The organism is Microbacterium sp. 22303, assembly GCF_052045265.1.
Taxonomy (GTDB): Bacteria; Actinomycetota; Actinomycetes; order Actinomycetales; family Microbacteriaceae; genus Microbacterium.
The window spans coordinates 663,392-687,323 of record NZ_JBQEOQ010000002.1; the positions used below are offsets into that span (position 1 = coordinate 663,392).

The 23,932-nt window shown below is 67.6% G+C and carries 18 protein-coding genes; 15 read left to right on the forward strand and 3 right to left on the reverse strand.

Features of this window, described 5'->3' with window-relative positions; translation table 11 throughout:
• Positions 1 to 190 precede the first annotated feature (190 nt).
• From ACTJI8_RS08750 to ACTJI8_RS08770, 5 genes are all read left to right on the forward strand, one after another.
• Positions 191 to 2,683, forward strand: coding sequence for a family 78 glycoside hydrolase catalytic domain (locus ACTJI8_RS08750; RefSeq protein ID WP_440733033.1), 2,493 nt, complete (start codon positions 191 to 193; stop codon positions 2,681 to 2,683).
• Complete coding sequence (locus ACTJI8_RS08755) at positions 2,680 to 5,013, forward strand: glycoside hydrolase family 3 N-terminal domain-containing protein (protein WP_440733034.1); 2,334 nt, start codon at positions 2,680 to 2,682, stop codon at positions 5,011 to 5,013. The genes ACTJI8_RS08750 and ACTJI8_RS08755 overlap by 4 nt, the downstream gene beginning before the upstream one ends.
• Positions 5,010 to 6,011: a Gfo/Idh/MocA family protein gene (locus tag ACTJI8_RS08760; RefSeq protein WP_440733035.1), complete on the forward strand. Its 1,002-nt coding sequence runs from the start codon at positions 5,010 to 5,012 to the stop codon at positions 6,009 to 6,011. The genes ACTJI8_RS08755 and ACTJI8_RS08760 overlap by 4 nt, the downstream gene beginning before the upstream one ends.
• A gap of 127 nt (positions 6,012 to 6,138) precedes the next feature.
• Positions 6,139 to 8,577: a glycoside hydrolase family 2 TIM barrel-domain containing protein gene (locus tag ACTJI8_RS08765; protein WP_440733036.1), complete on the forward strand. Its 2,439-nt coding sequence runs from the start codon at positions 6,139 to 6,141 to the stop codon at positions 8,575 to 8,577.
• Complete coding sequence (locus tag ACTJI8_RS08770; RefSeq protein ID WP_440733037.1) at positions 8,574 to 9,365, forward strand: SDR family NAD(P)-dependent oxidoreductase; 792 nt, start codon at positions 8,574 to 8,576, stop codon at positions 9,363 to 9,365. Before ACTJI8_RS08765 ends, ACTJI8_RS08770 begins: the two co-directional genes overlap by 4 nt.
• A 178-nt stretch (positions 9,366 to 9,543) precedes the next feature.
• Here ACTJI8_RS08770 and ACTJI8_RS08775 read toward each other — a convergent pair whose 3' ends face one another.
• Complete coding sequence (locus ACTJI8_RS08775) at positions 9,544 to 9,804, reverse strand: hypothetical protein (RefSeq protein WP_440733038.1); 261 nt, start codon at positions 9,802 to 9,804, stop codon at positions 9,544 to 9,546.
• A 47-nt stretch (positions 9,805 to 9,851) separates the two neighbouring features.
• Between ACTJI8_RS08775 and ACTJI8_RS08780 the strand changes: the two genes are divergently transcribed.
• The 3 genes from ACTJI8_RS08780 (at position 9,852) to ACTJI8_RS08790 (ending at position 12,293) form a co-directional block, all read left to right on the forward strand.
• Positions 9,852 to 10,130, forward strand: a complete 279-nt coding sequence (locus tag ACTJI8_RS08780) for a hypothetical protein (RefSeq protein WP_152642121.1) — start codon at positions 9,852 to 9,854, stop codon at positions 10,128 to 10,130.
• 349 nt (positions 10,131 to 10,479) lie between these two features.
• On the forward strand, positions 10,480 to 11,067 hold the full coding sequence (locus ACTJI8_RS08785; protein ID WP_440733039.1) for a hypothetical protein: 588 nt from the start codon (positions 10,480 to 10,482) through the stop codon (positions 11,065 to 11,067).
• Positions 11,022 to 12,293, forward strand: coding sequence for an MFS transporter (locus ACTJI8_RS08790; RefSeq protein WP_440733040.1), 1,272 nt, complete (start codon positions 11,022 to 11,024; stop codon positions 12,291 to 12,293). The genes ACTJI8_RS08785 and ACTJI8_RS08790 overlap by 46 nt, the downstream gene beginning before the upstream one ends.
• A gap of 194 nt (positions 12,294 to 12,487) precedes the next feature.
• On the opposite strand, the gene ACTJI8_RS08795 is transcribed toward ACTJI8_RS08790, so the two are convergent.
• Both ACTJI8_RS08795 and ACTJI8_RS08800 read right to left on the reverse strand, forming a co-directional pair.
• Positions 12,488 to 14,149, reverse strand: coding sequence for a glycoside hydrolase family 13 protein (locus tag ACTJI8_RS08795; RefSeq protein WP_440733041.1), 1,662 nt, complete (start codon positions 14,147 to 14,149; stop codon positions 12,488 to 12,490).
• A gap of 280 nt (positions 14,150 to 14,429) precedes the next feature.
• Positions 14,430 to 15,359 carry an NAD(P)-dependent oxidoreductase gene (locus tag ACTJI8_RS08800; protein ID WP_440733042.1) on the reverse strand — a complete coding sequence of 310 codons (930 nt, stop codon included), beginning with the start codon at positions 15,357 to 15,359 and terminating at the stop codon, positions 14,430 to 14,432.
• 270 nt (positions 15,360 to 15,629) lie between these two features.
• Between ACTJI8_RS08800 and ACTJI8_RS08805 the strand changes: the two genes are divergently transcribed.
• From ACTJI8_RS08805 to ACTJI8_RS08835, 7 genes are all read left to right on the forward strand, one after another.
• Positions 15,630 to 16,937: an ABC transporter substrate-binding protein gene (locus tag ACTJI8_RS08805; protein ID WP_440733043.1), complete on the forward strand. Its 1,308-nt coding sequence runs from the start codon at positions 15,630 to 15,632 to the stop codon at positions 16,935 to 16,937.
• A gap of 2 nt (positions 16,938 to 16,939) precedes the next feature.
• The gene (locus ACTJI8_RS08810) at positions 16,940 to 17,890 is read left to right on the forward strand and encodes a carbohydrate ABC transporter permease (protein WP_440733044.1); all 951 of its coding nucleotides are present in this window, start codon (positions 16,940 to 16,942) and stop codon (positions 17,888 to 17,890) included.
• On the forward strand, positions 17,887 to 18,828 hold the full coding sequence (locus tag ACTJI8_RS08815; RefSeq protein ID WP_440733045.1) for a carbohydrate ABC transporter permease: 942 nt from the start codon (positions 17,887 to 17,889) through the stop codon (positions 18,826 to 18,828). The genes ACTJI8_RS08810 and ACTJI8_RS08815 overlap by 4 nt, the downstream gene beginning before the upstream one ends.
• A gap of 67 nt (positions 18,829 to 18,895) precedes the next feature.
• Positions 18,896 to 20,533, forward strand: coding sequence for an amylo-alpha-1,6-glucosidase (locus tag ACTJI8_RS08820; protein ID WP_440733046.1), 1,638 nt, complete (start codon positions 18,896 to 18,898; stop codon positions 20,531 to 20,533).
• Between the two features lie 192 nt (positions 20,534 to 20,725).
• A complete protein-coding gene (locus ACTJI8_RS08825; protein ID WP_440733047.1) occupies positions 20,726 to 22,042 on the forward strand; it encodes an ABC transporter substrate-binding protein in 1,317 nt (438 codons plus the stop codon).
• Between the two features lies 1 nt (position 22,043).
• The gene (locus tag ACTJI8_RS08830) at positions 22,044 to 22,988 is read left to right on the forward strand and encodes a carbohydrate ABC transporter permease (protein WP_440733048.1); all 945 of its coding nucleotides are present in this window, start codon (positions 22,044 to 22,046) and stop codon (positions 22,986 to 22,988) included.
• Positions 22,985 to 23,881, forward strand: coding sequence for a carbohydrate ABC transporter permease (locus tag ACTJI8_RS08835; RefSeq protein ID WP_440733049.1), 897 nt, complete (start codon positions 22,985 to 22,987; stop codon positions 23,879 to 23,881). The genes ACTJI8_RS08830 and ACTJI8_RS08835 overlap by 4 nt, the downstream gene beginning before the upstream one ends.
• The last annotated feature ends 51 nt before the right edge of the window (positions 23,882 to 23,932 follow it).

A 23,932-nucleotide genomic window follows, 5' to 3' on the forward strand; every position in this document is an offset into this window, starting at 1 on the left:
ACGGCGATTCGTCGCCTGCGTTCCCACGGCGGTTCCCCCTTCCGCAGCGCCACACCCGGGTCTCGGGCTTGTGCGCGCTAGTTCATGAGGATAACGTAGACCCGACTACTAGCCCGCGCTAGTAGTTTCGATAAGGGAGTCCCGACGTCGCACTATCGAGGTGCTCCCCCGACCGAGGGGCATCCAGCCGATGAGCGCACGCGCTACCACTCCTTTCATCACCCCCGTCGTCGCCGATGGATCTGTCGGCGACCCTGCGGCGTACTTGCGGCGGTCGTTTCTGGTGTCCGCCGCTCCCTGCCGTGTGATCCTCCGTTCGACAGCAATCGGCCTCATCGAGCCGCACCTCAACGGCGGCGCTGTCGGCGATGAGGTACTCGCCCCCGGGTGGACCTCCTACCGGCACCGGCTTGCTGTCAGCACGTTCGACGTCACTGACCGCGTCCGCATCGGTGAGAACGTCATCGGCGCGGTCCTCGGCGAGGGCTGGGCGGTGGGCCGGCTGGGCTGGGAGAACACGCGACACCACTATTCGGACCGTCCTGCGGCGTGGATGGAGCTCGAGCTGGAGTACCCGGACGGGCGAATCGAACTGATCGGTACGGACACCTCATTCACCGCCGCCCACGGCGGTACTGGAGCCAACAGCCTCTACGACGGAGAGACCTACGACGCGCGGGCAGAACCCGACGGATGGGATGCTCCCGGATTCGACGACGCCGGGTGGGGACCAGTGAGCGTGTTCGAATGGCCCGCCGCTGCACTCACCCCGCAGACGGCGCCCCCCATTCGACGCATCGAAGAGCTGGCACCGGTCGAGATCCTGACGACCGCGTCCGGCAGGACCGTCGTCGACTTCGGGCAGAACATCTCCGGATGGGTCCGGCTCACTGTGCACGGCAAGCGGGGAACGACTATCACCCTCCGCCACGCGGAAGTGATGGTCGACGGGGAGATCGAGGTTGAGACGCTTCGCACTGCAGCCAACACCGACCGCTACATTCTCCGCGGCGGAAACTCTGAGACCTGGGAGCCCCGGTTCACCTTCCATGGGTTCCGCTACGTCGAGGTCAGCGGATGGCCTGGCACCCTCGCCTCCGAATCGTTGCGCGCGATCGTGATCCACTCCGACATGCAGCGCACAGGATGGCTCACCACATCGGATCCGCTGCTCAATCAGCTGCACTCAAACGCCGTGTGGTCCATGCGCGACAACTTCGTCGGCGTTCCCACGGACTGTCCGCAGCGCGACGAACGCCTGGGCTGGACCGGCGACATCAACGCCTTCGCCCCCAGCGCCGCCTTCCTTTACGACGTGCGCGGCGTCCTCGGATCCTGGCTGCGCGACCTCGCGGTGGAGCAGCAGGAGAAGGGCTTCGTGCCGTGGGTGGTCCCCGATGTTCTCTCCACCCCCTCATCCCCCACTGCCCTGTGGAGTGACGTCGCGGTCAGCCTGCCCTGGGCCCTGTACCGCGAGTACGGCGACCCCGCGATCCTGGGGGATTCGTACGACTCGATGAGCACCTTCATCCGTCAGGTCGCAGACCTTTTGGATGAAGACGGGTTGTGGAGCACCGGCTTCCAGTACGGGGACTGGCTCGACCCAGACGCGCCCGAGGACAACCCGGCTGGCGGCAAGACCGACCGGCACCTGGTCGCCAGCGCCTACCTGTGCCGAACCACACGGGAGATGGCGGACACCGCTCGCATCCTTGGACGAGAAGCCGACGCGACCGAGTTCGAGGAGATTGCCCAGCGGGTTCGGCACGCGTTCCGTGAGGAGTTTGTCACGCCCAAGGGCCGCCTCGCTGGTGAGACCGCAACCGCCTACGCCCTGGCGATCGCGTTCGGCATCCTCAACGACCATGAGAACGCTCACGCTGGCGACCGGTTGGCCGCCATCGTCGCACGAGCCGGGTACCGGATTTCCACCGGCTTCGCGGGCACCCCGCTGGTGACCGACGCGCTCTCGATGACCGGCCACCTCGAGGAGGCGTACCTGCTGCTCACCGAGACCCGCTGCCCCTCGTTCCTGTACCCGGTCACCATGGGGGCGACGACGATCTGGGAGCGGTGGGACTCGGTACGGGCCGACGGCAGCATCAACCCGTCCGGGATGACGTCACTGAATCACTACGCCCTCGGAGCTGTCGTCGACTGGATGCATCGCACGATCGGCGGTCTCGCCGCGATCGAGCCCGGGTACCGTCGCATGCGCATCGCGCCCCAGCCGGGCGGCGGTCTCACCCATGCCGACCTGACCCACACCACCGGTCACGGCAACGTGCGGATCGCCTGGCGCATCGAAGACGGCCTGGTCACCGTCGAGGTGACCGTTCCCGAGGGGACCACCGCCGAGGTCACGCTCCCGTTGCACCCCGACCCCGACGCGCAGGTGCTCCACGTCGACGCAGGTACCCATACCTGGACATATGAGATCGATCTGTCGTCGACTCGTCTGCCTCTGAGCCTGGACTCCACCCTGCGGCAGGTGGCTGACGATCCGGCCGGTTGGCAGCGGTTCACCGAAGCATTCGCGCGGCACTACCCGGGGGTGCCGCTGGACGGCTCCGATCCCGAGGCAGCCAGAATGTCCGTGCGAACCATGCTCGATTACGTCCCAGGCGCATCCGACGAGCTCCGCACCGACCTCGCGGCGGCGCTCGAAGGCACCCTCCGATGACACGGGCCACGTCCCGAACCTCCGCCCCTCCTTCCCGTGATGCTTTGGAAACCCCGATGACCCGTTTGCCTTATCAGAATGACTCGCTGCCGATCGAGGATCGTGTCGCCGATCTGCTGTCGCGCCTCACCGTCGAGGAGAAGGCGGGCCAGCTGACCCAGTACTTCTACACCGGAGACGGCGAACCCATCCCGGAAGACTTCGACATCGAGTCACTGCCCCCTGAGTACCGAGTACACGTCGAACTGCCCGCACGCATCGAGGCCGCCATCCGGTCCGGGCGGGCTGGCTCGCTGCTGTTCCTCCGTGATCCGAAGTTGAGCAACCGGCTGCAGACCTACGCCGTCGAGGAAAGCCGACTCGGCATTCCGCTGCTGTTCGGATTCGATGTCGTCCACGGCTGGCGCACCGCGTTCCCGGTGCCTATCGCCATGGCCGCGACCTGGTCGGCGGACATCGTGGAAGCCGCGCAGACTGTCGCGGCGCGCGAAGCACGGGCGGCCGGCGTGCACTGGACATTTGCCCCCATGATCGATGTTGCCCGTGATGCCCGCTGGGGACGCATCATCGAGGGCGCCGGCGAGGACCCAGTCCTCGGGGCAGCGATGGCGGCAGCGCAAGTGCGCGGGTTCCAGGGGGACCTCGGTGTTGATCGCCTCATCGCCGGCCCGAAGCACTTCCTCGGGTACGGAGCGGCGCGAGGTGGCCGCGACTACGACGACGCCGAGGTGTCGGACAACGAACTGTGGAACGTCTATCTCCCACCGTTCCGGGCCGCGATCGACGCCGGCGCCGGGAACATCATGAGCGCCTACATGGACCTCAACGGTGTCCCCGCAGCGGCCAACCGGAACCTGCTGACCCGGATGCTTCGCGAGCAGCTCGGTTTCGAAGGATTCGTCGTCTCCGACGCGAACGCGATCCGCTCGCTCGAGGTGCAGCATTTCGCCGCCGACCAAACCGATGCGGCCGCGCGAGCACTCAACGCCGGACTCGACATGGAGATGTGCATGTTCGATCCCGCGTTCGACAACCTCCCCGCTGCGGTCACCGACGGTCGTGTCGACGAAGCCACGCTCGACGAGGCCGTGCGCCGCGTGCTGACGGCGAAATTCCGTCTGGGGCTCTTCGAGAACCCTTACGCGGACGCGACAGCCACCGCCACCGTGCTAGGCGCTACAGAACACCGAACGCTCTCCCGTGCCGCGGCAGAGCAGGCCATCGTTCTGCTGAAGAACGAGAATGCGGCCCTTCCCATCCACCGCGACACGGTCGGACGTATCGGCGTGGTGGGCGTCCTCGCTGACAGCCGCCGGGATCTGCTCGGACCGTGGATCTTCGACCACGACACCACCGAGACCATTACCGTCCTCGAAGGGCTGCGGACTGCCCTGGGAACCACGGATGTCTCCTACGAGGCCGGTGTCGGGATCCCCGAACGCGTCCACCCGTCGCCGTTTGACGTGACGGATGCCAGCATTGAGCGCACCCCCGAAGACCATGACGACGACGCGGCCCTTCAGCGCGCCGTTGCTCTGGCGGAGGCGTCGGACGTGACGGTCGTCGTCGTCGGGCAGCGTCAGAACCAGATTGGTGAGAAGGCGTCCACCAGCACCCTGGATCTCCCCGGTCGCCAACTCGAGCAGCTGCAGCGCATCCATGCCACCGGCACGAAAGTGATCCTCGTCGTCGTCTCCGGGCGGGCGCTGGACCTCCGTTGGGCGGATGAGCACGTGCCCGCGATCGTGCAAGCCTGGTATCCGGGCAGTCGTGCAGGTGAGGCGGTCGCATCGGTGCTGCTCGGCGATGTAAGTCCCGCGGGACGCCTGCCGTTCACCTGGCCGCGGCACGTCGGCCAGGTGCCCCTGATCTACGCGCACAACCGCACCTTCCTGCCTGACGAGCAGGACGCGCGCTACATCGAAGAGACCAACGCGCCGCTGTACCCGTTCGGGTACGGGCTGTCCTACTCGGCGTTCGAGTACGACAATCTGACCGTCGAACCAGCAACGATCGCGCCCGGTGCCTCCGCCGTGGTCAGCGTCGACGTCACCAATGTGGGCGATCGTGACGCCGACGAGGTCGTTCAGCTGTATATCCACCAACGGTACGGAAGTGCCTCCCGGCCCGTCAGGGAGCTGAAGGGCTTCCGCCGGATGTTTGTGGAGGCGGGAGAGACCCATCGGGTGGAGTTCTCACTCACTCCAGCGGAGCTGCGTTACTGGAACGCGGGCACGTCGTCGTACGTGCAGGACGCCACGACGTTCGACGTTGGCATCGGTGGCGACTCCACCGTTCCGCTCGACGGGTCGCTCTCGGTGACCCCGTGAACGCGCAGTCCACCGCGCTCGGATGGGCGGTCGTCGGGACCGGTACGGTTTCGCACGCGGTCGCCTCCGACCTCCGTCACGTGGAGGGAGCGCGGCGGGCCGCAGTCTGGTCCAGAGACGTCCGCAAAGCTCACGCATTCGCGCAGCAGCAGCAGTTCGACCGCGCCTACGTCTCCTTCGACCAGCTGATAGCCGCGCCCGACGTCGACATCGTCTACCTCGCAACCCCCCACGCCACGCACACCCCGTTCGCCCTCGCAGCACTCGACGCCGGCAAGCACGTTCTCATTGAGAAGCCGATCGGCGTCGATGCGGCAGAGGCGCGCACCATTGCGCGGGCCGCGCGTGCGAACAAGCGTTTCGCGATGGAGGGCATGTGGATGCGGTTCAGCCCGGCCTACATCGCGCTGCGTGCCGAAGTTGCGAGCGGTGCGCTCGGGGACATCAGCTCGGTCCGGGCGACTTTCGGGCTGCCTTTCGGCGCGAAAGACTCACCTGCGTGGAGCGCCGACCGTGGCAGCAGCACCCTCCTGGACCAAGCGATCTACACCGTTACCCTCGCCCGCGACATCCTGGGCGAACCAGCAGGCATCGTGAGCAACGCAACCACACGCGAGGACGGCGTGGATCTCTCCCTGCATGCCACCCTCCTGTTCGACGGCGGACGCTTCGCCCAGCTGGCGGCCTCCATGGTGACATATATCGATCCGACAGCATCCATCAGCGGCACAAACGGCTGGGCGACTCTGGCCGCACCGTTCTGGGCGACGGATCGCTTCCGACGGCACTCCGGCGACTTCGGCGACGCCTTCGATGCGCCCGTCGACCGTGTCTTCCCACAGGAAGGGCACGGCTACGTCCCCATGCTGCGCGCCGTGCAGGTCGCGGTGACGGCGGGGCTGACCGAGCACCCCCTGCACCCCCTGACCGACAGCATCGCGGTCATGGATGTCCTGGATCGCATCCGATCCTCGTGGCTGCCCGCCACCTCCATCTGACCCGACGTTCTCAACTTCGGACGCCACCTGAAAGGCAGCAATGACTCGCTCACCCTTCAACTCGAACTGGTCGTACCGGCCGAAGACCAGCATCTTCGCTGACGTTCACGGACAATCCTCCGCCGGCGTGTCGATCAGGTTGCCGCACGACGCGATCATCGGCCTCGAACGTCGCGCCGACGCGCCCAGCGGCGCAGGCGGGGCATTCTTCCCGGACGGCGCCTTCGAATACCTCACTACGCTCGACGTGCCGCTGGGCTGGGCGGACAAGCACGTCGCACTGGAGTTCGAAGGTGTCTACCGGGACGCGATGGTCTACGTCAACGGCGCGTTCATCGCCCAGCGTCCCAACGGGTACGCCGCCTTCGTCGTCCCCCTCGACGGGTTCCTCGAATACGGCGCTGAAAACACCATCCGGGTCGACGCCCGCACCCACGCCGACTCCCGGTGGTACACCGGCGCCGGTCTCTACCGCGAAGTGCACCTCTGGGTCACCGAACGCGTCCACGTCGCCGAACACGGTGGAGTGCGCATCACCACCCCAGACGTCGACGAGGACCGGGCTGTCGTGGCGGTCACCACCCGCCTCGACAACACCGGCACCCTCACCCGCACCGCCACGGTGATCACCGAAATCCTCGCCCCGAACGGCGACGTCGTGGCCGCCGAGAGAAGCCCGGTCACGACCCTCCCTCAGTCCACTGGCGTCATTCGGCAGCGGATGTACGTTCCGCACCCTCGACTGTGGAACGTCGACACGCCGGCCCTCTACGTCGCCCGCACCACCGTCGAAGGGATCTCGTATGACCCCGAAGTGCGGCACACATCGTTCGGCATCAGGAAGCTGCAATTGGACCCCCAGAACGGGCTCCGCATCAACGGCGACAGCGTGAAACTGCGCGGTGCGTGCATCCACCACGACAACGGCATCCTCGGCGCCGCCACGTTCGCCGACGCGGAAGAGCGTCGCATCAAGCTCCTCAAGGAGGCTGGGTTTAACGCGATCCGCAGCAGCCACAACCCGATCAGCGTCGCCATGCTCGAGGCGTGCGACCGGCTCGGGATGCTGGTGATGGACGAGACCTTCGACATGTGGGCGGACTCGAAGTCACCGTTCGACTACTCCCTCGCGTTCCCGGAGTGGTGGGAACGCGATGTCGAAGCCATGGTCGCCGTGGACTTCAACCACCCCAGCGTCATCATCTACTCCATTGGCAACGAGATCCCCGAGACCGGCCACGCCGTCGCCAGCCAATGGGGACGCAAACTGACAGAGAAAATCCGCGAACTCGACGACACCAGGTTCATCACCAACGGCATCAACGGATTCGTGTCCGTCCTCCGCGACGTGCCCGCTCTCACCGAAGCCGCAACATCCGAAGCCGCCGCGGCGTCCAGCCTTGAGGCAGCTGCAGCAGACGGCGGAGTCAACGCGCTCATGGGCAGCGACGACGATTTCATGGACCAGCTCGTGGGCTCGCCGCTCGTCACCGCCGCGACCGCTGAATCCTTCGCGTTGCTTGACATCGTCGGGCTGAACTACGGCGACGTCCGTTACCAGATGGAGCGGGATGCGCACCCCAACCGCATCGTCGTAGGAACCGAAACCTTCCCCTCCCGGATTGACCGGAACTGGAAACTCGTCACCGAACACCCGCACGTCATCGGCGACTTCACCTGGTCCGGCTGGGACTACCTCGGTGAAGTCGGCGTCGGCCGGGTCAAGTACGCCGGCGACGCCGACGAAGACTCGTTCGACGGCGCATTCCCCTGGCTCACCTCCTGGTCAGCTGACCTCGACATCACCGGGCATCGCCGCCCCATGTCCTACTACCGAGAAACCGTCTTCGGCCTCCGCACCGACCCGTACATCGCAGTTCGCCGCCCCGCCAACCACGGACGAGCGTTCACGCTCGGACAATGGAGCTGGACCGACGCCGTCTCCAGCTGGAGCTGGAAAGCCCCCACCGGCTCACCGATGATCCTCGAGGTGTATAGCGACGCCGATGAGATCGAGTTGCAACTCAACGATCACGTCGTCGCAAGGACCCCCGTCGGAACCAGACGCGCACTTGTGGCGGACTTCGAGATCCCGTACGAACCCGGCACCCTCACCGCCGTCGCCTTTCAGGGAGGCATCGAAGTCGGCCGATCCGTGCTCCGCACCGCTTCAGGTCCGACCCTCATCGACGCGCGAGCTGACAAGGCGACCACGCCGTTACGAGACGGTGCGCTCGTCTTCGTCGCGATTGAGCTGCGGGATGCCGACGGGAACCTCGTCAACGACGCAGACCGACCTGTCTCCGTTACGGTGACCGGCGCCGGCTCGCTCGCCGCCCTCGGCAGCGGACGCCCACGAACCTTCGAGCGATTCGACCAACACACACACAGTAGCTACGACGGCCGACTGCTCGCAGCAATCCGACCCGACAGCATCGGAATCATCAACATCACGGTCGACGCCACAGACGCAACGACATCGGCAATCCAAATCGACGTACTCCCGGATAACGGCGCACTGCCGATAACCGTGCGTCCTGACTCTCTCGAATCGATCCCCGCATGAACGGAAACCATATGCCCAACCGCCTCGACCAGAAGACGATCATCGTCACCGGCGCCGCATCCGGCATCGGCCGGGGCACCGCCCTGAGGCTGCTTGCAGAAGGAGCCACCGTCGCAGCTATGGACCTTAGCGCGGCGAACCTCGACACTCTGAGCCAAGAAGTCGCACCCGCAGATCGCCAGCGTCTGCTTTTGGCTGAAGTCAACATCGCCGACGAGAGTTCGGTACGGGACGCCGTCGCAGACATCATCAGGCGCGCCGGGCAACTGAACGCAATCGTAAACGCAGCTGGAATCCTGTACGCGGACCACACCCACCAGATGACTCTGGACAGGTGGAACCGTCTTGTCCAGGTCAACCTGACGGGAACGTTTCTCATGGTCCGCGAAGCGCTTCCTCACCTGCTCAACACGCCTAACAGTGTGATCGTCAACTTCGCGTCGACCTCGGCCTTCTTCGCCCACCCGTACATGGCAGCCTACGCCGCGACAAAAGGGGCCATCGCAGCGTTCACACACTCGATCGCGATCGAGTACGCGAAGAAGGGTCTGCGCGCGGTAAACGTCGTTCCCGGTGGGATCCAAAGCGGAATTACCAACAACATCATGCACAGCCTTCCGGGCGACATCGACTGGAGCCTGCTGGAGAACAATCTCCAGGCGCGGCTCAACGATGGAAGTCAGGGCACGCCCGCCGATGTCTCCGGTGTCATCGCGATGCTGATCTCCGACGACGGCGCCTTCATCACCGGCACCGAGATCCGTATCGACGGTGGCGCACACATGTAAGCAACCCTTTTGTGGTTCTTGGTTGATGCCGTCGACGTCACAGGATCGTCGAAGCCGTCGACGGCATCGACTTCTGCGCGATTCCACGGAAGGACAAACGGGTCGCGCGATCATCATGGTCAGACGTTCGAAGCCCCCCACGCCGCTCCAGTTACTCCGGAGCGGTGTCTCTGGAGCGTCAGGCGTAGGTGTTGTGCACGGGCCACCCGTGTTCACCCTTGTAGACGTCGAAGACGTAGCTCTCGCCGGCGTCGTCGGTGCCCTGGAAGCGCCACCCGTAGAGCGGGTGCGGTTTCTCGATCGGCACGGACCAGATCGAGTCGCGGATTCTTGTCGGCATGTCGGTGACGCGCCAGCGCTTCCCCGCGAAGACCATCCGAGCGGGGATGTCGTTGACCATCCACAGCATCACGAGCTGTTCGAGTGTTTGCGCGTTCATGGGTTAACATCATCGAATACATATTCGAATGAGGCTAGAGTGCGAGCGTGCATGTGATCCAGCTCGCCCGCTCGCAGTGGCTCGCGGTGCACAACCACTACCGCGCGCGGTTCCTCATCGTCGAGGGGCCGCAGGTGTTGCGTGAGACGGGTGAGACGATGGTGAAGCACCGCGTCGAGTGGTGGGCGCCGGATCCGAAGAACCGGCACGTCGTCGCCGTGTGTGACGGGCTTCTCGCTGCGGAGAGCTGGTGCCGTGACGAGATCCGCCGCGCCACCGAGGAGAAGGCGAAGATCTCGGCGTCGGCCGCGCGTGACGGGTTCTGATCGCGTGGGCACGAGCCAGCGTGAAGCGGACGCGGCCGCCGACCACTTCCTGCTGAAGATCGCGCGCGCGAACGCGCCTGCTCGTGCGTAAGCCCGTCGATCTCGACGGTCGGGTTGCCGAACGGGAGTCCAGACTTCAGGCCGCCCGCGTCGAGAGCGTCGCGCAGCTGGTGCTCCACGGTGACCACGTGATCGCTGGTGAAGTGGCGGACCCATGTCGGGAGCTCCCCGTCGACGTCGATCTCCAAGAGGGGGAGCGTGCGTGCAATGTCGCCCGCGATGACCTGCGCGAACTGGGTGATCTCGGCGGGCCGGCGATCACGCCACGCTCCCCCAGGGCGACGCCGATGTGTCCTTCGAGGTCAGCGACGGACCACGCGGAACGGCGCTGCTCGACGGCTGCGAGCACGTCGCCGCGGAGCACGGCCTGGTCGAGTTCGTCGAGTGTGATGCGCTCCGGAGCAGAGACGGCGGTGAACCCGTCGACCTGCAGGCCGGCGTCGCGCAGCTCGTCGATCCACTTCTGTTCCGGGTGCTCCACGGACTGCCGCTTGCGGGGACGTTCGTGCGCCGACGCTCGCTGATCCCATTCACGGCGCAGCTCACCGCTCGGCTCCTGGCCGGTGTGTTCGCGACGCCACTCGGCCTCGAACGTCACGACGTTCCGCTCGATTTGCTGCGCACGCTTCGACAGCGTGCGAGCCTGCTCGTGGAGGTTGGTCACCCGGCCGGTGGCGACGCCGAACTCGAACCCAGCATGTGCAAGCGCCTGCTGCAGACCGGCATGCGAGTTGATCGTCGCTTCCCCGACGCCACGGAGTGTCCGACGATTCGTCCGGAATCCTCACAAAAAGGGAGCGCGGAGCGGATCCGCTCTGGTTGGATGACCTGGTGCGAACGACTGCTGACGACACCGGCTTCCGGCCCGGAGCGCTGATCTGGCTCGCCGTCGCGACCTTCTCGATGGGGATCGACGGCTATGTGCTGGCGGGTCTGCTGCCTCAGATCGCGACCGATCTCGACGTCGATGCGGCGGCCGCCGGCCAGCTCATGAGCGTGTTCGCGGCGACCGGCGCGATCGCCGGGCCCGTGCTCGGTGCACTCACCGGGCGGTGGGAGCGCAAGGCGACGATCGTGCTGTCCCTCGGCGTCTTCGTGCTCGGCAACCTGATGGTGGGGCTCGCACCGACCTACTTCTGGGCGATGAGCGGCCGGGTGATCTCCGCGCTCGGGGGTGCGCTGCTGAACGCCGTGATCGGCTCCTACGTCATCGCGCGCACTCCCGAGCAGTACCGTGGCCGCGCACTCTCGCTCGTGATGGGCGGGTTCCTGTTCGCGACCGCCCTCGGCGTGCCCGTCGGGCTGGTGATCGGACAGACCGACTGGCGGATCCCGCTGTTCCTCGTGGTCGGCGTCGGGGCCGCCGCGCTCGTGGGGATCCTCATCAAGGTGCGATCGCTGCATCTGCCGCCGCTGTCGCTGCGCCAGGCGCTGAGCCCTCTTACGCGCCCGGCGATCCTGGCCGTGCTGCTGGTGCCGATGGGCCTCATGTGCGCGAGTTATCTCTGCTTCACCTACGCCACGCTCATCCTGGGTCCGCGGATCGGCGAGGGGTACCCGATCATCGGCGCGCTGTTCGGCTACGGCATCGTGAGCCTGGTCGGCAACATCGTCTCGGGGCGCGTGACCGACCGCCGGGGTCCGGTCGCCGTGCTCACCGTCATCGTCGCCACGGTACTCGCCGCCGCGCTGCTCGGCTGGGCGGGGCTCATGCTGCCCGGCATCGCCGGAGCCGTCGCCGGGCTCGCCTGGTTCCTGGTCTGCGCGTTCTTCAACGGTGGATCGGGCGTGGCGGCGCAGACCAGGCTCGCCACGATGGTGCCGCCGGCGGTCGCCGCCCTCGTGCTCGCGCTCAACAACAGCGCCATGATGCTGGGCAGCGCACTGGGCAGCGCGCTCGGCGGACTCGCGCTCGCCGAGGGCGCCCTGCCGGATCAGCTCCTGCTGCTGTCGGGCATCGTGCTCGCGGTGACGCTCGGGGTGCAGCTCATCACGGCGGTGGCGCACCGGCGCCGCTCCCGCGTGCTCGTCGAGGTCGGCCCGATCGGCTCGGGGCCGGTCGGCCCCGCCGAGCCGCCGATGGGCGCGGTCGAGCCCGCCTGAGGGCGCAGGTCTGCGGCGCCGTGACCGAGGCCGGGAGCGCGCATCCGCGAGACTGCAACTGAGTCGCGAGACTGCGCGACAATCGTGCAGTCTCGCAACAGGGTTGCAGTCTCGCGGTCGGGAACGGCCCGGGGCCGGCTCCGGAGTCGGCCACAGGGGCGCGCCAGAAGGGCGGTCCGCCGCAAGGAGCGGGCTCAGCCGATCGTGTACCAGGCCGCCGCGTTCGGCGGCAGCACGGTCCCGGAGCCCGGTGCGCTGTGCACCACGACCGCGGCACCCGCGGGGAGCGGCAGGGGTGCCTCGCCGAGGTTCGCCGCAACGTGCAGGTCGCCGCGCCGGAACGCGACCGCGTCGGATCCGAGGTCCTCCCACACGAGGGATCCGGATCCGAGCCCGCGCTCCTTGCGCAGTCCGAGCAGCGTCTTGTACAGCTCCAGCGTGGAGCCGTCATCGCCCTCCTCGGCGGCGCGCGCGTGCTCCGCCCACTCCGCCGGCTGCGGCAGCCACGAGGCGCCGGTGTCGTTGAAGCCGTACGACGGTGCGGTGCCGCTCCACGGCAGCGGCACCCGGCAGCCGTCGCGCCCGTAGCGCTCGCCGCTCGTGCGGAACCAGGTCGGATCCTGCCGGAACTCGTCGGGGATCTCCATGGCCTCCGGCAGGCCCAGCTCCTCGCCCTGGTACAGGTAGGCGGATCCGGGCAGCGACAGCATCACCGTGCTCGCGGCGCGGGCGCGGGCGAGTCCGACCGCGCGGTCGGGCTTGGGCTCGTCCCGCGGACCGATGCCGTCGCCCTGCGGGTTGTCCCATGTGAGCGCCAGGCGCGAGGCGTGGCGCACCACGTCGTGGTTGGACAGCACCCAGGTGCTCGGCGCGCCGACCGCGCCGAACGCGTCGAGGGAGTCGCGGATCACGGTGCGCAGCTCTTCGGCGTTCCACGGCGTCATCAGGTAGTTGAAGTTGAACGCCTGGTTCATCTCATCGGGGCGCACCCAGAGCGCGATCTGGTCGAGCGTGGGCATCCATGCCTCGGCGCACAGGGCGCGGTCGCCGTCGTAGGCGGCGAGCACATCGTGCCAGTCGCGGTAGATCTCGTGCACGCCGGGCTGGCCCCAGTACGGCACGTCCTCCTGGTCGCCGCCCATGGAGTCGGCGCCCTCGTCGGGCGTGTAGTCGGGCAGCCCCGCCTTCTTGATCATGCCGTGCGCGACATCCACCCGGAAGCCGTCGACACCGCGGTCGAGCCAGAACCGCAGCACGCCGCGGAACTCCTCGCGCACCTCCTCGTTCGTCCAGTCGAAGTCGGGCTGGCTGGTGTCGAAGATGTGCAGGTACCACTGGCCGGGCGTGCCGTCGGCCTCGGTCACGCGGGTCCACATGCCGCCGCCGAACACGCTCTGCCAGTTGTTGGGCGGCAGCTCGCCGTGCTCGCCCTTGCCGTCGCGGAAGATGTAGCGGGCGCGCTCGGGGCTGCCCGGGGCGGCCTTCAGCGCCTCCTGGAACCAGCGGTGCTGGTCGGACGAGTGGTTCGGCACGAGGTCGACGATCACGCGGATGCTGCGGGCGTGCGCTGCGGCGAGCATCGCGTCGAAGTCCTCGAGCGTGCCGAACAGCGGATCCACTCCGCGGTAGTCCGAGACGTCGTAGCCCGCATCTTTCTGCGGACTGGGCATGAACGGGCTCAGCCAGATCGCGTCGACGCCGAGCTCCTGCAGCGCATCCAGCCGGGAGGTGATGCCGGGCAGATCGCCGATGCCGTCGCCGTTCGCGTCGGCGAAGGAGCGCGGGTAGATCTGATAGATGACGGCGGTGCGCCACCACTCGGATCCGGGGGCGGACTGCTGCTCGATCTCGGCCATGCGATCAGGGTACCGGGAGGGCGGCGGATCCCGGAAACTCGCGGATCGAATCGGTTCGAGCGCCTGGCCCCGCCGCGCCGGAGAGCTACCGCGGTCGAGTCGGTGTCTCGTATTCAGGTTGGATTTCGCAAATCCGCGGAATTCGGATCCGGGAACAGCCGATTCGGTGCATCCATCCTGAATTAGATACGCGCCGACGAGCCATACGCGCGGACGACGCGACGGAAGGCGAGCGGGAGCGGCTCCGGATTCCGCATCGGTCACTGCGGAATCCGCCATGTCACCGGGGGATGAGGTTCGCCGGCTCCTCGCCCGCGAGCATGCGGTCGATCTGGGTGCGCACCAGCGCAGCGATACGCGGATTCATCGCGGTCGAGGCGCCGCCGACGTGCGGGGTGAACAGCACGCCGGGGGTGGTCCACAGCGGGTGGCCCTCGGGCAGCGGCTCCGGATCCATGACGTCCAGGGCCGCTCGAATCCGGCCGTTCTCGGCGATCAGGGCGTCCGTGTCGACGAGTGTGCCGCGGCCGACGTTGACGAGCAGCGCTCCGTCGGCCATACGTGCCAGCATGTCCGCGTCGAACAGCTGGTGCGTGGCGGATCCGCCCGGCAGCGACAGGATGACGATCTCCGCGTCGGGCAGGAGCGTGGGCAGGTCGGCGAGCGCGTGCACGGCGATCTCGCCGACGCCCTCGACATGCTCGGTGCGGGCGGTCTGCGCGACCGCGGTGATCGAGGTCTCGAACCCGGCGAGGCGTCGGGCCACGGCCTTTCCGACGCCGCCGATGCCGACCAGCAGCACGCGGCGATCCGCGAGGCTCGAGGTGAACGCCCGGTCCCACACACCCGCGTCCTGGGCGCGCACGAACCGCGGCAGCTCGCGCTGCGCGGCGAGGGTCAGCGCGAGGGCGAGCTCGGCGGTCGCCGGCTCGTGCACGCTGGCGGCGTTCGCGAACGGCACGCCCGCGGGCACCTTGTCGATCACGGCTTCGTAGCCGATCATCTGGCCCTGCACGAGGCCCACCTCGATGCCGTCCAGCGCGGAGAAACGCTGCCGGCCGAGGTACGACGGCACCACGATGTCGATCCGAGGCGCGGGCGGGGGTGCGGTCATGTCCCACACCTGCACCTCCACGCCGTCGGGCAGCGGGCCCTGGGCGGCGATGTCGGCGGCGAGTTCGGCGGTGGGGACGGTGACGAGCAGGCTCACCCCTCGAGCGTAGGCCCGTTGATGCACCTCCGGATCAGACCACTCTGCGGCGGGTGGACTTTCCGCTGTGCCGCGTCGTGCACTCGGCGATCGTCGGGCGCACGATCATCGCAGGTGCCGCCGCCTCGACGCTGCCGTCGGCTACGACCCGTGCGCCGCTCCAGAACGACGAGGTCCGACGCGCGGCCGTTGACAAACGTCGTCTGTATACATAATACTGAGTGCGTCCCGACCTCCGATCTGCCCTTCAACGACGAAAGAGGTGGCGCCATGCCCCGCTCGAACCCTCGACTCCTGCGCACGCTCGCGGCAGTGTCCGCCGGCGCACTCATGCTCGGTCTCGCCGCGTGCAGCGGCGGCTCCCACGGCGGCGGCTCGGCCGCCGACGGCAAGGCCACCGTCGTCTGGTCGACGTGGGGCAGCGCGGACGAACTCAAGCGTTACCAGGACTTCGACAAGGAGTTCATGAAGCGCCACCCCGACATCACGGTCAAGCTGCAGCCGGTCGCCGGCTATGACGACTATCACTCCAAGCTCCTCGCACAGCTGACCAGCAACACGGCGCCCGATGTGTTCTACGTGGGCGACGACATGATCGGCCAGTTCGTCGGATCCAACCGACTGATGCCGCTCAAGAGCCTCATGAACGGCTCGAAGAGCCAGAGCAAGGTCGACGACTTCTCGCCGGGCCTGTTCGGTGCGGCGGAGAAGGACGGCGAGATCTACGCCGCTCCGAACGACTCGAACCCCGACGTGTTCTGGTACGACAAGGAGGCGCTCAAGGCCGCGGGCGTCACCGACGACCCCGCGACCCTCGCCGCCGAGGGCAAGTGGACGACGAGCGCCTTCCTGGACATGAACAAGAAGCTGCACGACGCGGGCCTCACCGGCACGATGTTCTGGAACTACTGGGCCACGCAGTGGAGCTGGCTGAGCTCGCAGGGCGTGTCCGCGCCCTATGACAAGAGCGGGAAGTTCGTCGCGAACAAGGACGCCGACGCCGTCAAGGCGCTGGATCAGTTCGGATCCCTGTTCCAGGACAAGACGTTCCTCGTCGCCGACACCCTCCCCGACGGGGCGGGCGCCGACAGTGTCTTCGTCGCGCACAAGGCCGGATTCTTCGTGCAGGGGCGCTACACGATCGGCACCGTCGAGGGCGCCGGCGTGAAGGACTCGTACGACATCGCGCCGTGGCCGACGCCCGACGGCAAGGCTGCGCCGACCGGCGTCGCAACCTCGTTCCTCGCGATCAACAAGGGCACCAAGGTCAGGGACGCGGCGTTCATGTTCTGGACCGAATTCCTCTCGGCCGAGGGCCAGACCCTTCGCTTGCAGGGCGGCGGCAACGCGGTCCCGTCTATCAAGGGTGCCGACAAGGTGGTGCTGGACGGCTACCCCGCGCATGCGCAGACCTTCCTCGACATGCGCGACATCGGCTTCGTCAACTACCCGACCGAGGCGCGCCTTCCCGGCATCCGCGGCGGCATCGGCGACCAGTTCCTGGCGCTCTACCAGGGCAAGCAGGATGCGCAGGCCACGCTCGACGCGGTCGGCAAGCTGGTCCAGGACGGCAAGTGAGCATGAGCGCACCGTCGGTGAGCACCCGGGCGTCGTCATCGACGGCGCCCGGGTGGCGGCGCGAGGCCGCTTGGCGCCGTCGCGACCGGCGCTGGGGATACGCCTTCGTCGGGCCGCAGCTGATCGGCATGGGGCTGTTCGTGGTGGTGCCGTTCCTCGCGAGCCTCGTGCTCGCGTTCGCGCATTGGGACGGCTTGTCGGATCTCAACTGGGTCGGTTTCGACAACTTCGGCGCAGAACTCGCGGATCCGCTCTTCGGCCGCGCGATCCTGAACACGCTGCTCATCGCGATCATCACGGTGCCGATCGGCCTCGCTCTCGCCGTGACCATCGCGGTGGCGCTCGAGAAGCTGAAGACCCGCACGCTCTACCTCGTGCTCTTCTTCGCGCCGGTGGTCACTTCGACGGTGGCGGTCGCGATGATGTGGCAGCAGATGTTCCGCGCGGACGGCGTGCTGTCGTCGGCCATCTCCACCATCTTCGGGATCGCGCCGCCGGACTGGCTGCAGGATCCCCGGCTGGCGCTGATCGCGGTCTGCATCGTGACGATCTGGTCGTCGCTGGGCCTCAACGTGATCATCTTCCTCGCCGGGCTGCAGAACATCTCGCCGTCGGTGATCGAGGCGGCGCGGATCGACGGGGCAGGAGCCTGGCGGCTGTTCACCGCGATCCGGCTGCCGCTGCTGTCGCCGATCGTCTTCTTCTCCTCCGTGATCGCCTTCATCTCGTCATTGCAGACCTTCGACACGGTCTACGTGCTCGTGCGCAACGCCGGTCCGGACAACGCCACCCGCACGATCGTCTATCACATCTACGACCTGGGCATGAAGAAGTTCGACTTCGGCCTCTCATCGGCCGCGAGCATCATCCTGCTGCTGCTGACCCTCGTGATCACGGGGATCCAGTTCGCCGCGCAGAAGAAGTTCGTCCACTACGAGGATGACCCCGCATGAGCGTCGACACCACGCGCATCACGACCGGCGGACACGCGCCCGCCACCGACTCCACGATCGCCCTCGTCGCGCCCGGCCGGCGGATCCGCCCTCGCGCCGCGGGCAAGGGGCGCCGCCGGCTGTCCGCCACGATCCTGCACGTCGTGCTGATCGTCGCGGGGCTCGGAATGGTGTTCCCGTTCGTGTGGATGCTGCTGACCTCGTTCAAGACCCTGCCGCAGCTGCTCAAGAACCCGCTCTCGCTGCTGCCGAGCCCGTGGACGTTCGACAACTACGTCCAGGCGTGGAACGCGGTGCCGTTCGCGCAGGCCTATCTGAACAGCGCATACATCGCCGTGCTCGTCGTCGCCGGCACACTCATCACCGCGTCGATGGCGGGCTACGCGTTCGCCCGCATCCGCTTCCGCGGGTCCAAGGTGCTGTTCATCGTCTTCCTCGCCACGCAGATGATCCCCAAGCAGGTCACGCTCATCCCGTTCTACCTGCTGATGTCGCAGCTGGGCTGGGTGGATTCGCACCTCGCCCTGATCATCCCCGGCATGATCGCCAACCCGTTCGCCGTGTTCCTCATGCGCCAGTTCGTGCTGTCGCTGCCACGGGAGCTCGAGGAGGCCGCGCTCGTGGACGGGGCGGGTCGGATCCGCACGTTCTTCCAGGTGATCCTGCCGAACCTCAGGCCGGGTCTCGCCGCGCTCAGCATCATCGTCGCCCTCGACGTGTGGAACTCCTTCTTGTTCCCGCTCGTGCTGCTCAACACCCCCGATCTGTTCACGGTCCCGTTGCTGTTGCAGTCGTTCCAGGGTCAGTTCGGCTCGGTGAACTACGGGCTGGTGATGGCCGCCTCGGCGATCTCCACCGTGCCGATGCTGATCGTGTTCGTGATCGGACAGCGCCGGATCCTGAACAGCATGGCTTCCTCCGGACTCGGAGGGCGCTGAGGTGACGGATGGTGGGGCGCCGTCCGCCGCAGAGCTCGCGCTAACCGCGGGTCGTCACCTCGATCTGGTGACGGCCCCGTTCACGATGCCGCGCTCGCGCCTGCTGGTGTTCCGCGAGAGCGACGGCGTGCGCGTGCACACGTCCGAGTACGAGCGGAGCCTCGACCAGTGCCGCGTGCTCGACCGGCTCGAGGTCGTCGACGGCGCCGGTCACGTGCTGCCGGTCGCAGACGTGCAGCCCCACCGGATCCGTTTCGCCGGGGTGACGCTCACCTTCGACGGGCTGCGCGCGCTGAGCATCGGGGGCGACGCCTCGGCTCGCGTGCGCCTGGTGTTCCCGGATGGGAGCACGGTCGAGCAACCGGTCGGATCGGGCCTGCGCATCGACGTGGCCGACCGTGGTGCGCTCGTCTCCGCACAGCCCGCCGCGGCGCACGAGGATGCGCTCGCGGTGCTCGAACGGGAGTGGGACGCCTGGTTCGACCGCTGCCCGCGGGTGCGCGAGGACCTGCAGGACATGGCCGCGTTCTGCTGGTGGGTGCTCGGCGCGAACATCGTGGAGCTGCCCGCCCTCGAGGGCGCTCGTGCGATCGTGCCCTCGAAGATCGGCTACGTCGGGCTCTGGCAGTGGGACGCGTACTTCATCGCGGTCGGGCTGCGCCACGGCGACCCCGAGCTCGCCAGGGAGCAGCTCGAGCTGGCGTTCCGGTTCCCGCGCGAGAACGGGCAGCTGCCCGACGTCGTGCACGAGCAGGGCGTGCTCGCCACGAGCGACGACCTGCCCGAGTCCGACCGGGCGACGCTGCGGCGCGCGCGCTCGCAAGTGGCGGATCCGACCGCCCCCGTGCCCCTCACCAAGCCGCCGCTCGCGGCCTGGGCGCTGCGCAAGGTGCTCGAGGCCGAGGATGCGCCCGAGTGGGCCGCGGCACAGCTGGAGCGCGTGATCCGCTCGCAGGACTGGTGGTTCGCAGGGCCGGAGCGGAACGGATCCGACCTCGACGGCGACGGGCTGCCGGAGTACGGCCACCCCTACTCCTCCGGCCTCGACGACAGCCCCGTCTTCGACGGCCCGATCCCGACCACGGCGCCCGACCTCGCCGCCTACCTCGTGCAGCAGGACCGGGAGATCGCCGCGCTCGCGGCGCGCTTCCTGCCCGGTCATGACGTGGCGCCGCACCTGGCCCGCGCCGAACGTACTGCCGCGCTCCTCATGGAACGGCTGTGGGATCCGGCCGAGCGGCGCTTCATCGCGCGCGGCCCCGGATCCGGCGACGATGCGACCGGCCACGACGGGGAGCGCATCGCGAGCGACACGGTCGTGGGGCTCATGCCGCTGCGGGTGGAAGGGCTGCCGCAGGACGCCCGCACCGCCCTGATCGAGGCGATCGACGATCCGCGGCGATACGCCCTGGAGTGGGGGCTTCCGACCGTGTCCGCGGCGGATCCCGACTTCTCCTCGGAGCGGATGTGGCGCGGCCCGATCTGGATCAACACCAGTGCGCTCATCGCCGAGGGCCTCGAGACCGCGGGAGAGCCCGAACGCGCCAGGGCGCTGCGCGAGCAGACCGTGCACCTGGTGATCCACGGCGGTGGCCCGCACGAGTACTTCAATCCGCGCACCGGCTTCAAGGCCGAGCACGCGACGACGGCTTTCGCGTGGTCGGCTGCGCTGTTCATCGACCTGGCGGTCGAACTCAGCCGCTGACACGCGAAACCCCCACAGAGAGTCGAAACCCCCCCTCACAGGCGCGCAAACAGGAGGGGGCTTCGACGCTCCGTGGGGGTTTCGACGTCTTCCGGTGCCGATGCCTGCATCGGTGGAGTCGGTCTCTTCCACCCTGGTGTTAGCGTAACCACGCGTGTACTGTATTCAATACACAATTCTGACGAGGAGGTCATGATGAAGCGACGCGGCATGCTCGCGCTGGCGATCGGGGCGACGGCGGCTATCGCCCTGTCCGGATGCGCGTTCGGAGGCGGCGCACCCTCGAGCGAGAAGAAGCTCACGGCCGAGGGCGGCGCCACAGGCACGATCACGATCTGGTCGTGGGACGTTGCCGCGACCGCGCTCAAGCGGCTCGGCGCCGATTACGAGAAGGCGCACAAGGGCACCACGATCAAGGTCGTCGACATCGGCTACGACAACGCCTACGACAAGATCTCGGTCGGGCTGCAGGCCGGAACCGGCCTCCCCGACCTGATCACGCTCGAGACCGACCACAACCAGAGCTACCTCACGCAGTTCCCGAAGGGCTTCGCCGACCTCTCGCCTGTGCTCGGCGACAAGAAGGCCGACTTCGACCCGTTCAAGTGGTCGACCGGCACCGACAAGGGCGGCGCGCTGCGCATGGCGCCGTGGGACTCCGGCACGGTCGGGCTGTACTACCGGGCCGACTACTTCCAGGCCGCGGGCGTGGATCCCTCCGCCGTGAAGACCTGGGATGACCTCGTCGCCGCGGGGGAGAAGATCAAGGCCGCCACAGGGCACACGCTGCTCACCGCCGACCTCTCCTCGGGCGGATCCCTCTCGATGTACCTGCAGCAGCAGGGCGCCGGCTACTTCGACGACAAGGGCGACATCACGGTGAACTCGCCGGACGCCGTGCGCGCGCTCACCCTGTTGCAGACCATGCAGCAGAAGGGGCTCATCACCAACGCCAAGGGCTGGGACGCGAGCGTCACGAGCGCGAAGGACGGCGACTCCGCCGTCACCCCCGAGGCGGTCTGGTGGATCGGCACCCTCGAGGGCGAGGCGCCCGAGCTGAGCGGGAAGTACGCCGTGCGCGACCTGCCGGTGTTCGATGACCACAGCGCCCCGACCTCGAACAACGGCGGATCCGGTCTCGCGATCCCGGCGCAGGCGAAGAACCCGCAACTCGCAGCCGACTTCCTGGCCTACGTGCTGGCGAACGCCGACAACCAGTCGAGCATGATGCAGAAGGAGGGCCTCTTCCCGGCGTACCTGCCGGCGCTCAAGGCTGACTTCTTCGAGCAGCCGAGCGAGTACTTCGGCGGGCAGAAGGTGTTCCGGACCTTCGCACAGCTCACGCCGAAGATCCCGTCCATCGCCTTCACCTCCGACCAGTCGGTCGCGAGCGACGCCGTCACGAACGCCGTCGGCGCGGCGGTGCTGAACGGCGAGGACCCGAAGAAGGCGCTGGACGACGCGGCCGCCCAGATCGCGAACTCGACCGGTCGCAAGATCGCGGGCTGACATGACGGTCGCCACAACGCGGCGGCCTTCCGCGGAGGGGAACCGTGACGAGAACCGTCGCGACTCCCCTCGCACGGGCCAGCGCTTCGCCGCGCGCATGCAGCGCCCAGGGCTGTGGTTCGCCCTTCCGGCGGCTGCCCTGCTCGCGCTGTTCTTCGCGTACCCGCTCGCCGTGTCGCTGCTGCAGAGCTTCTTCCGCACCTCGGGCGGCGTGAGCACCTTCGTCGGACTCGACCAGTACGCGCGGATGCTCCGGGATCCGCTCGTACTGAAGAGCCTGGGCAATGCGCTGCTCATCCTGGTCGTGCAGGTGCCGATCATGATCGCGCTCGCCGTGGGCCTCGCCTACCTGCTGAATCAGGCATGGCTGCGCTTCCGGGCCGGGTTCCGCCTGCTCACCTTCCTGCCGTCCATCACGACGCTCGTCGCGTACTCGGTCGTGTTCCGAGTGATCATGACCACGGACGGCGGCATGCTGAACCAGTTCCTCGCCCTGTTCGGCGCGGGCCCCATCGATTGGCTGAACAACGAGTGGTGGGCGCGGGTGGCGGTGATCGCCTCGATCACCTGGCGCTGGACCGGCTACAACGTGGTCATCATCCTCGCGGGCCTGCAGTCGATCCCGCCCGAGCTCTACGAGGCGGCACGCATCGACGGCGCGGGGCGCTGGCAGATCTTCCGGCACATCGTCGTCCCGCAGCTGCGGCCCGTGCTGATCTTCACCAGCGTCACGTCGACGATCGGCGCGCTGCAGCTCTTCGATGAGAACTTCATCCTCACCGGGGGCGGCCCGAACAACGCGACTCTCACTCCGGTGCTCTACCTGTACAAGATCGGCTTCCAGCAGTTCGACTTCGGCTACGCGAGCGCGATCGCCTGGATGCTCGTGGCACTCACCGGGATCATCGCCGTGATCCAGTTCCGCATCATGAGGGAGAAGCCATGACGACCCAGCTGATCACCACCGGCCGCGGCCGGCGCCTCGGGCAGCCCGCGGACCGAGGCGGCGAGCCGCTGCTGCGCAAGATCGTGCTGCGGGCGCCGGTCTACGTGGTCATGATCGTGGCGAGCGTGCTCGCACTCATTCCGTTCCTGTGGATGGTCATCGCCTCCACGCACAAGACCAGCGACTTGTTCGTCACGCCGTTGCCGCTCCTGCCCGGCGGCGAGTTCTGGCAGAACCTCGGCCGGCTGCAGGAGAGCATCGGCTTCGGGCAGGTGATGCTCAACAGCGTGCTCGTGTCCGTGGTCTACACGGTGTTCAGTTCACTGGTCAGCATCATGTGCGGATATGGGCTCGCGACGTACCGGTTCCGCGGACGCGGCGTGCTGCTGGGTGTGATCCTGGTCACGATGATGATCCCGATGCAGGTGCTGCTCGTGCCGCTGTTCCAGATGATGGCCAGCGCCGGATGGATCGACAGCTACCAGGCGCTGATCGTCCCGTTCCTGGCGAACGCGTTCGGCATCTTCCTGATGCGGCAGGGGTTCCTCGACTTCCCGACCTCGCTCATCGAGGCGTCGCGGATCGACGGCGCGAGCGAGCTGCGCGCCTTCTACCGGATCGTGCTGCCGGTCGCGCGCCCGCAGATCGCGGCGCTCGTGATCTACACGTTCATCAGTCAGTGGAACTCGTTCATCTGGCCCCTGCTCATGCTGAACAGCGAGGACAGGTACACGGTCCCGGTCGCGCTGAACACCATGATCGGCCTCAGTCGGGTCGATTACTCCGGGCTCATGCTCGGATCCTTGCTGGCGACGCTTCCGCTCTTCGTGCTGTTCCTGGTGTTCCAGAAGCAGTTCGTGGCGGGCCTGCTCGGGGGAGCCGTCAAGGGCTGACCCGGCGCGCGCTCGCCGCAGCGGGCGCTCGCCACGGCCCGGAGCAGCCGG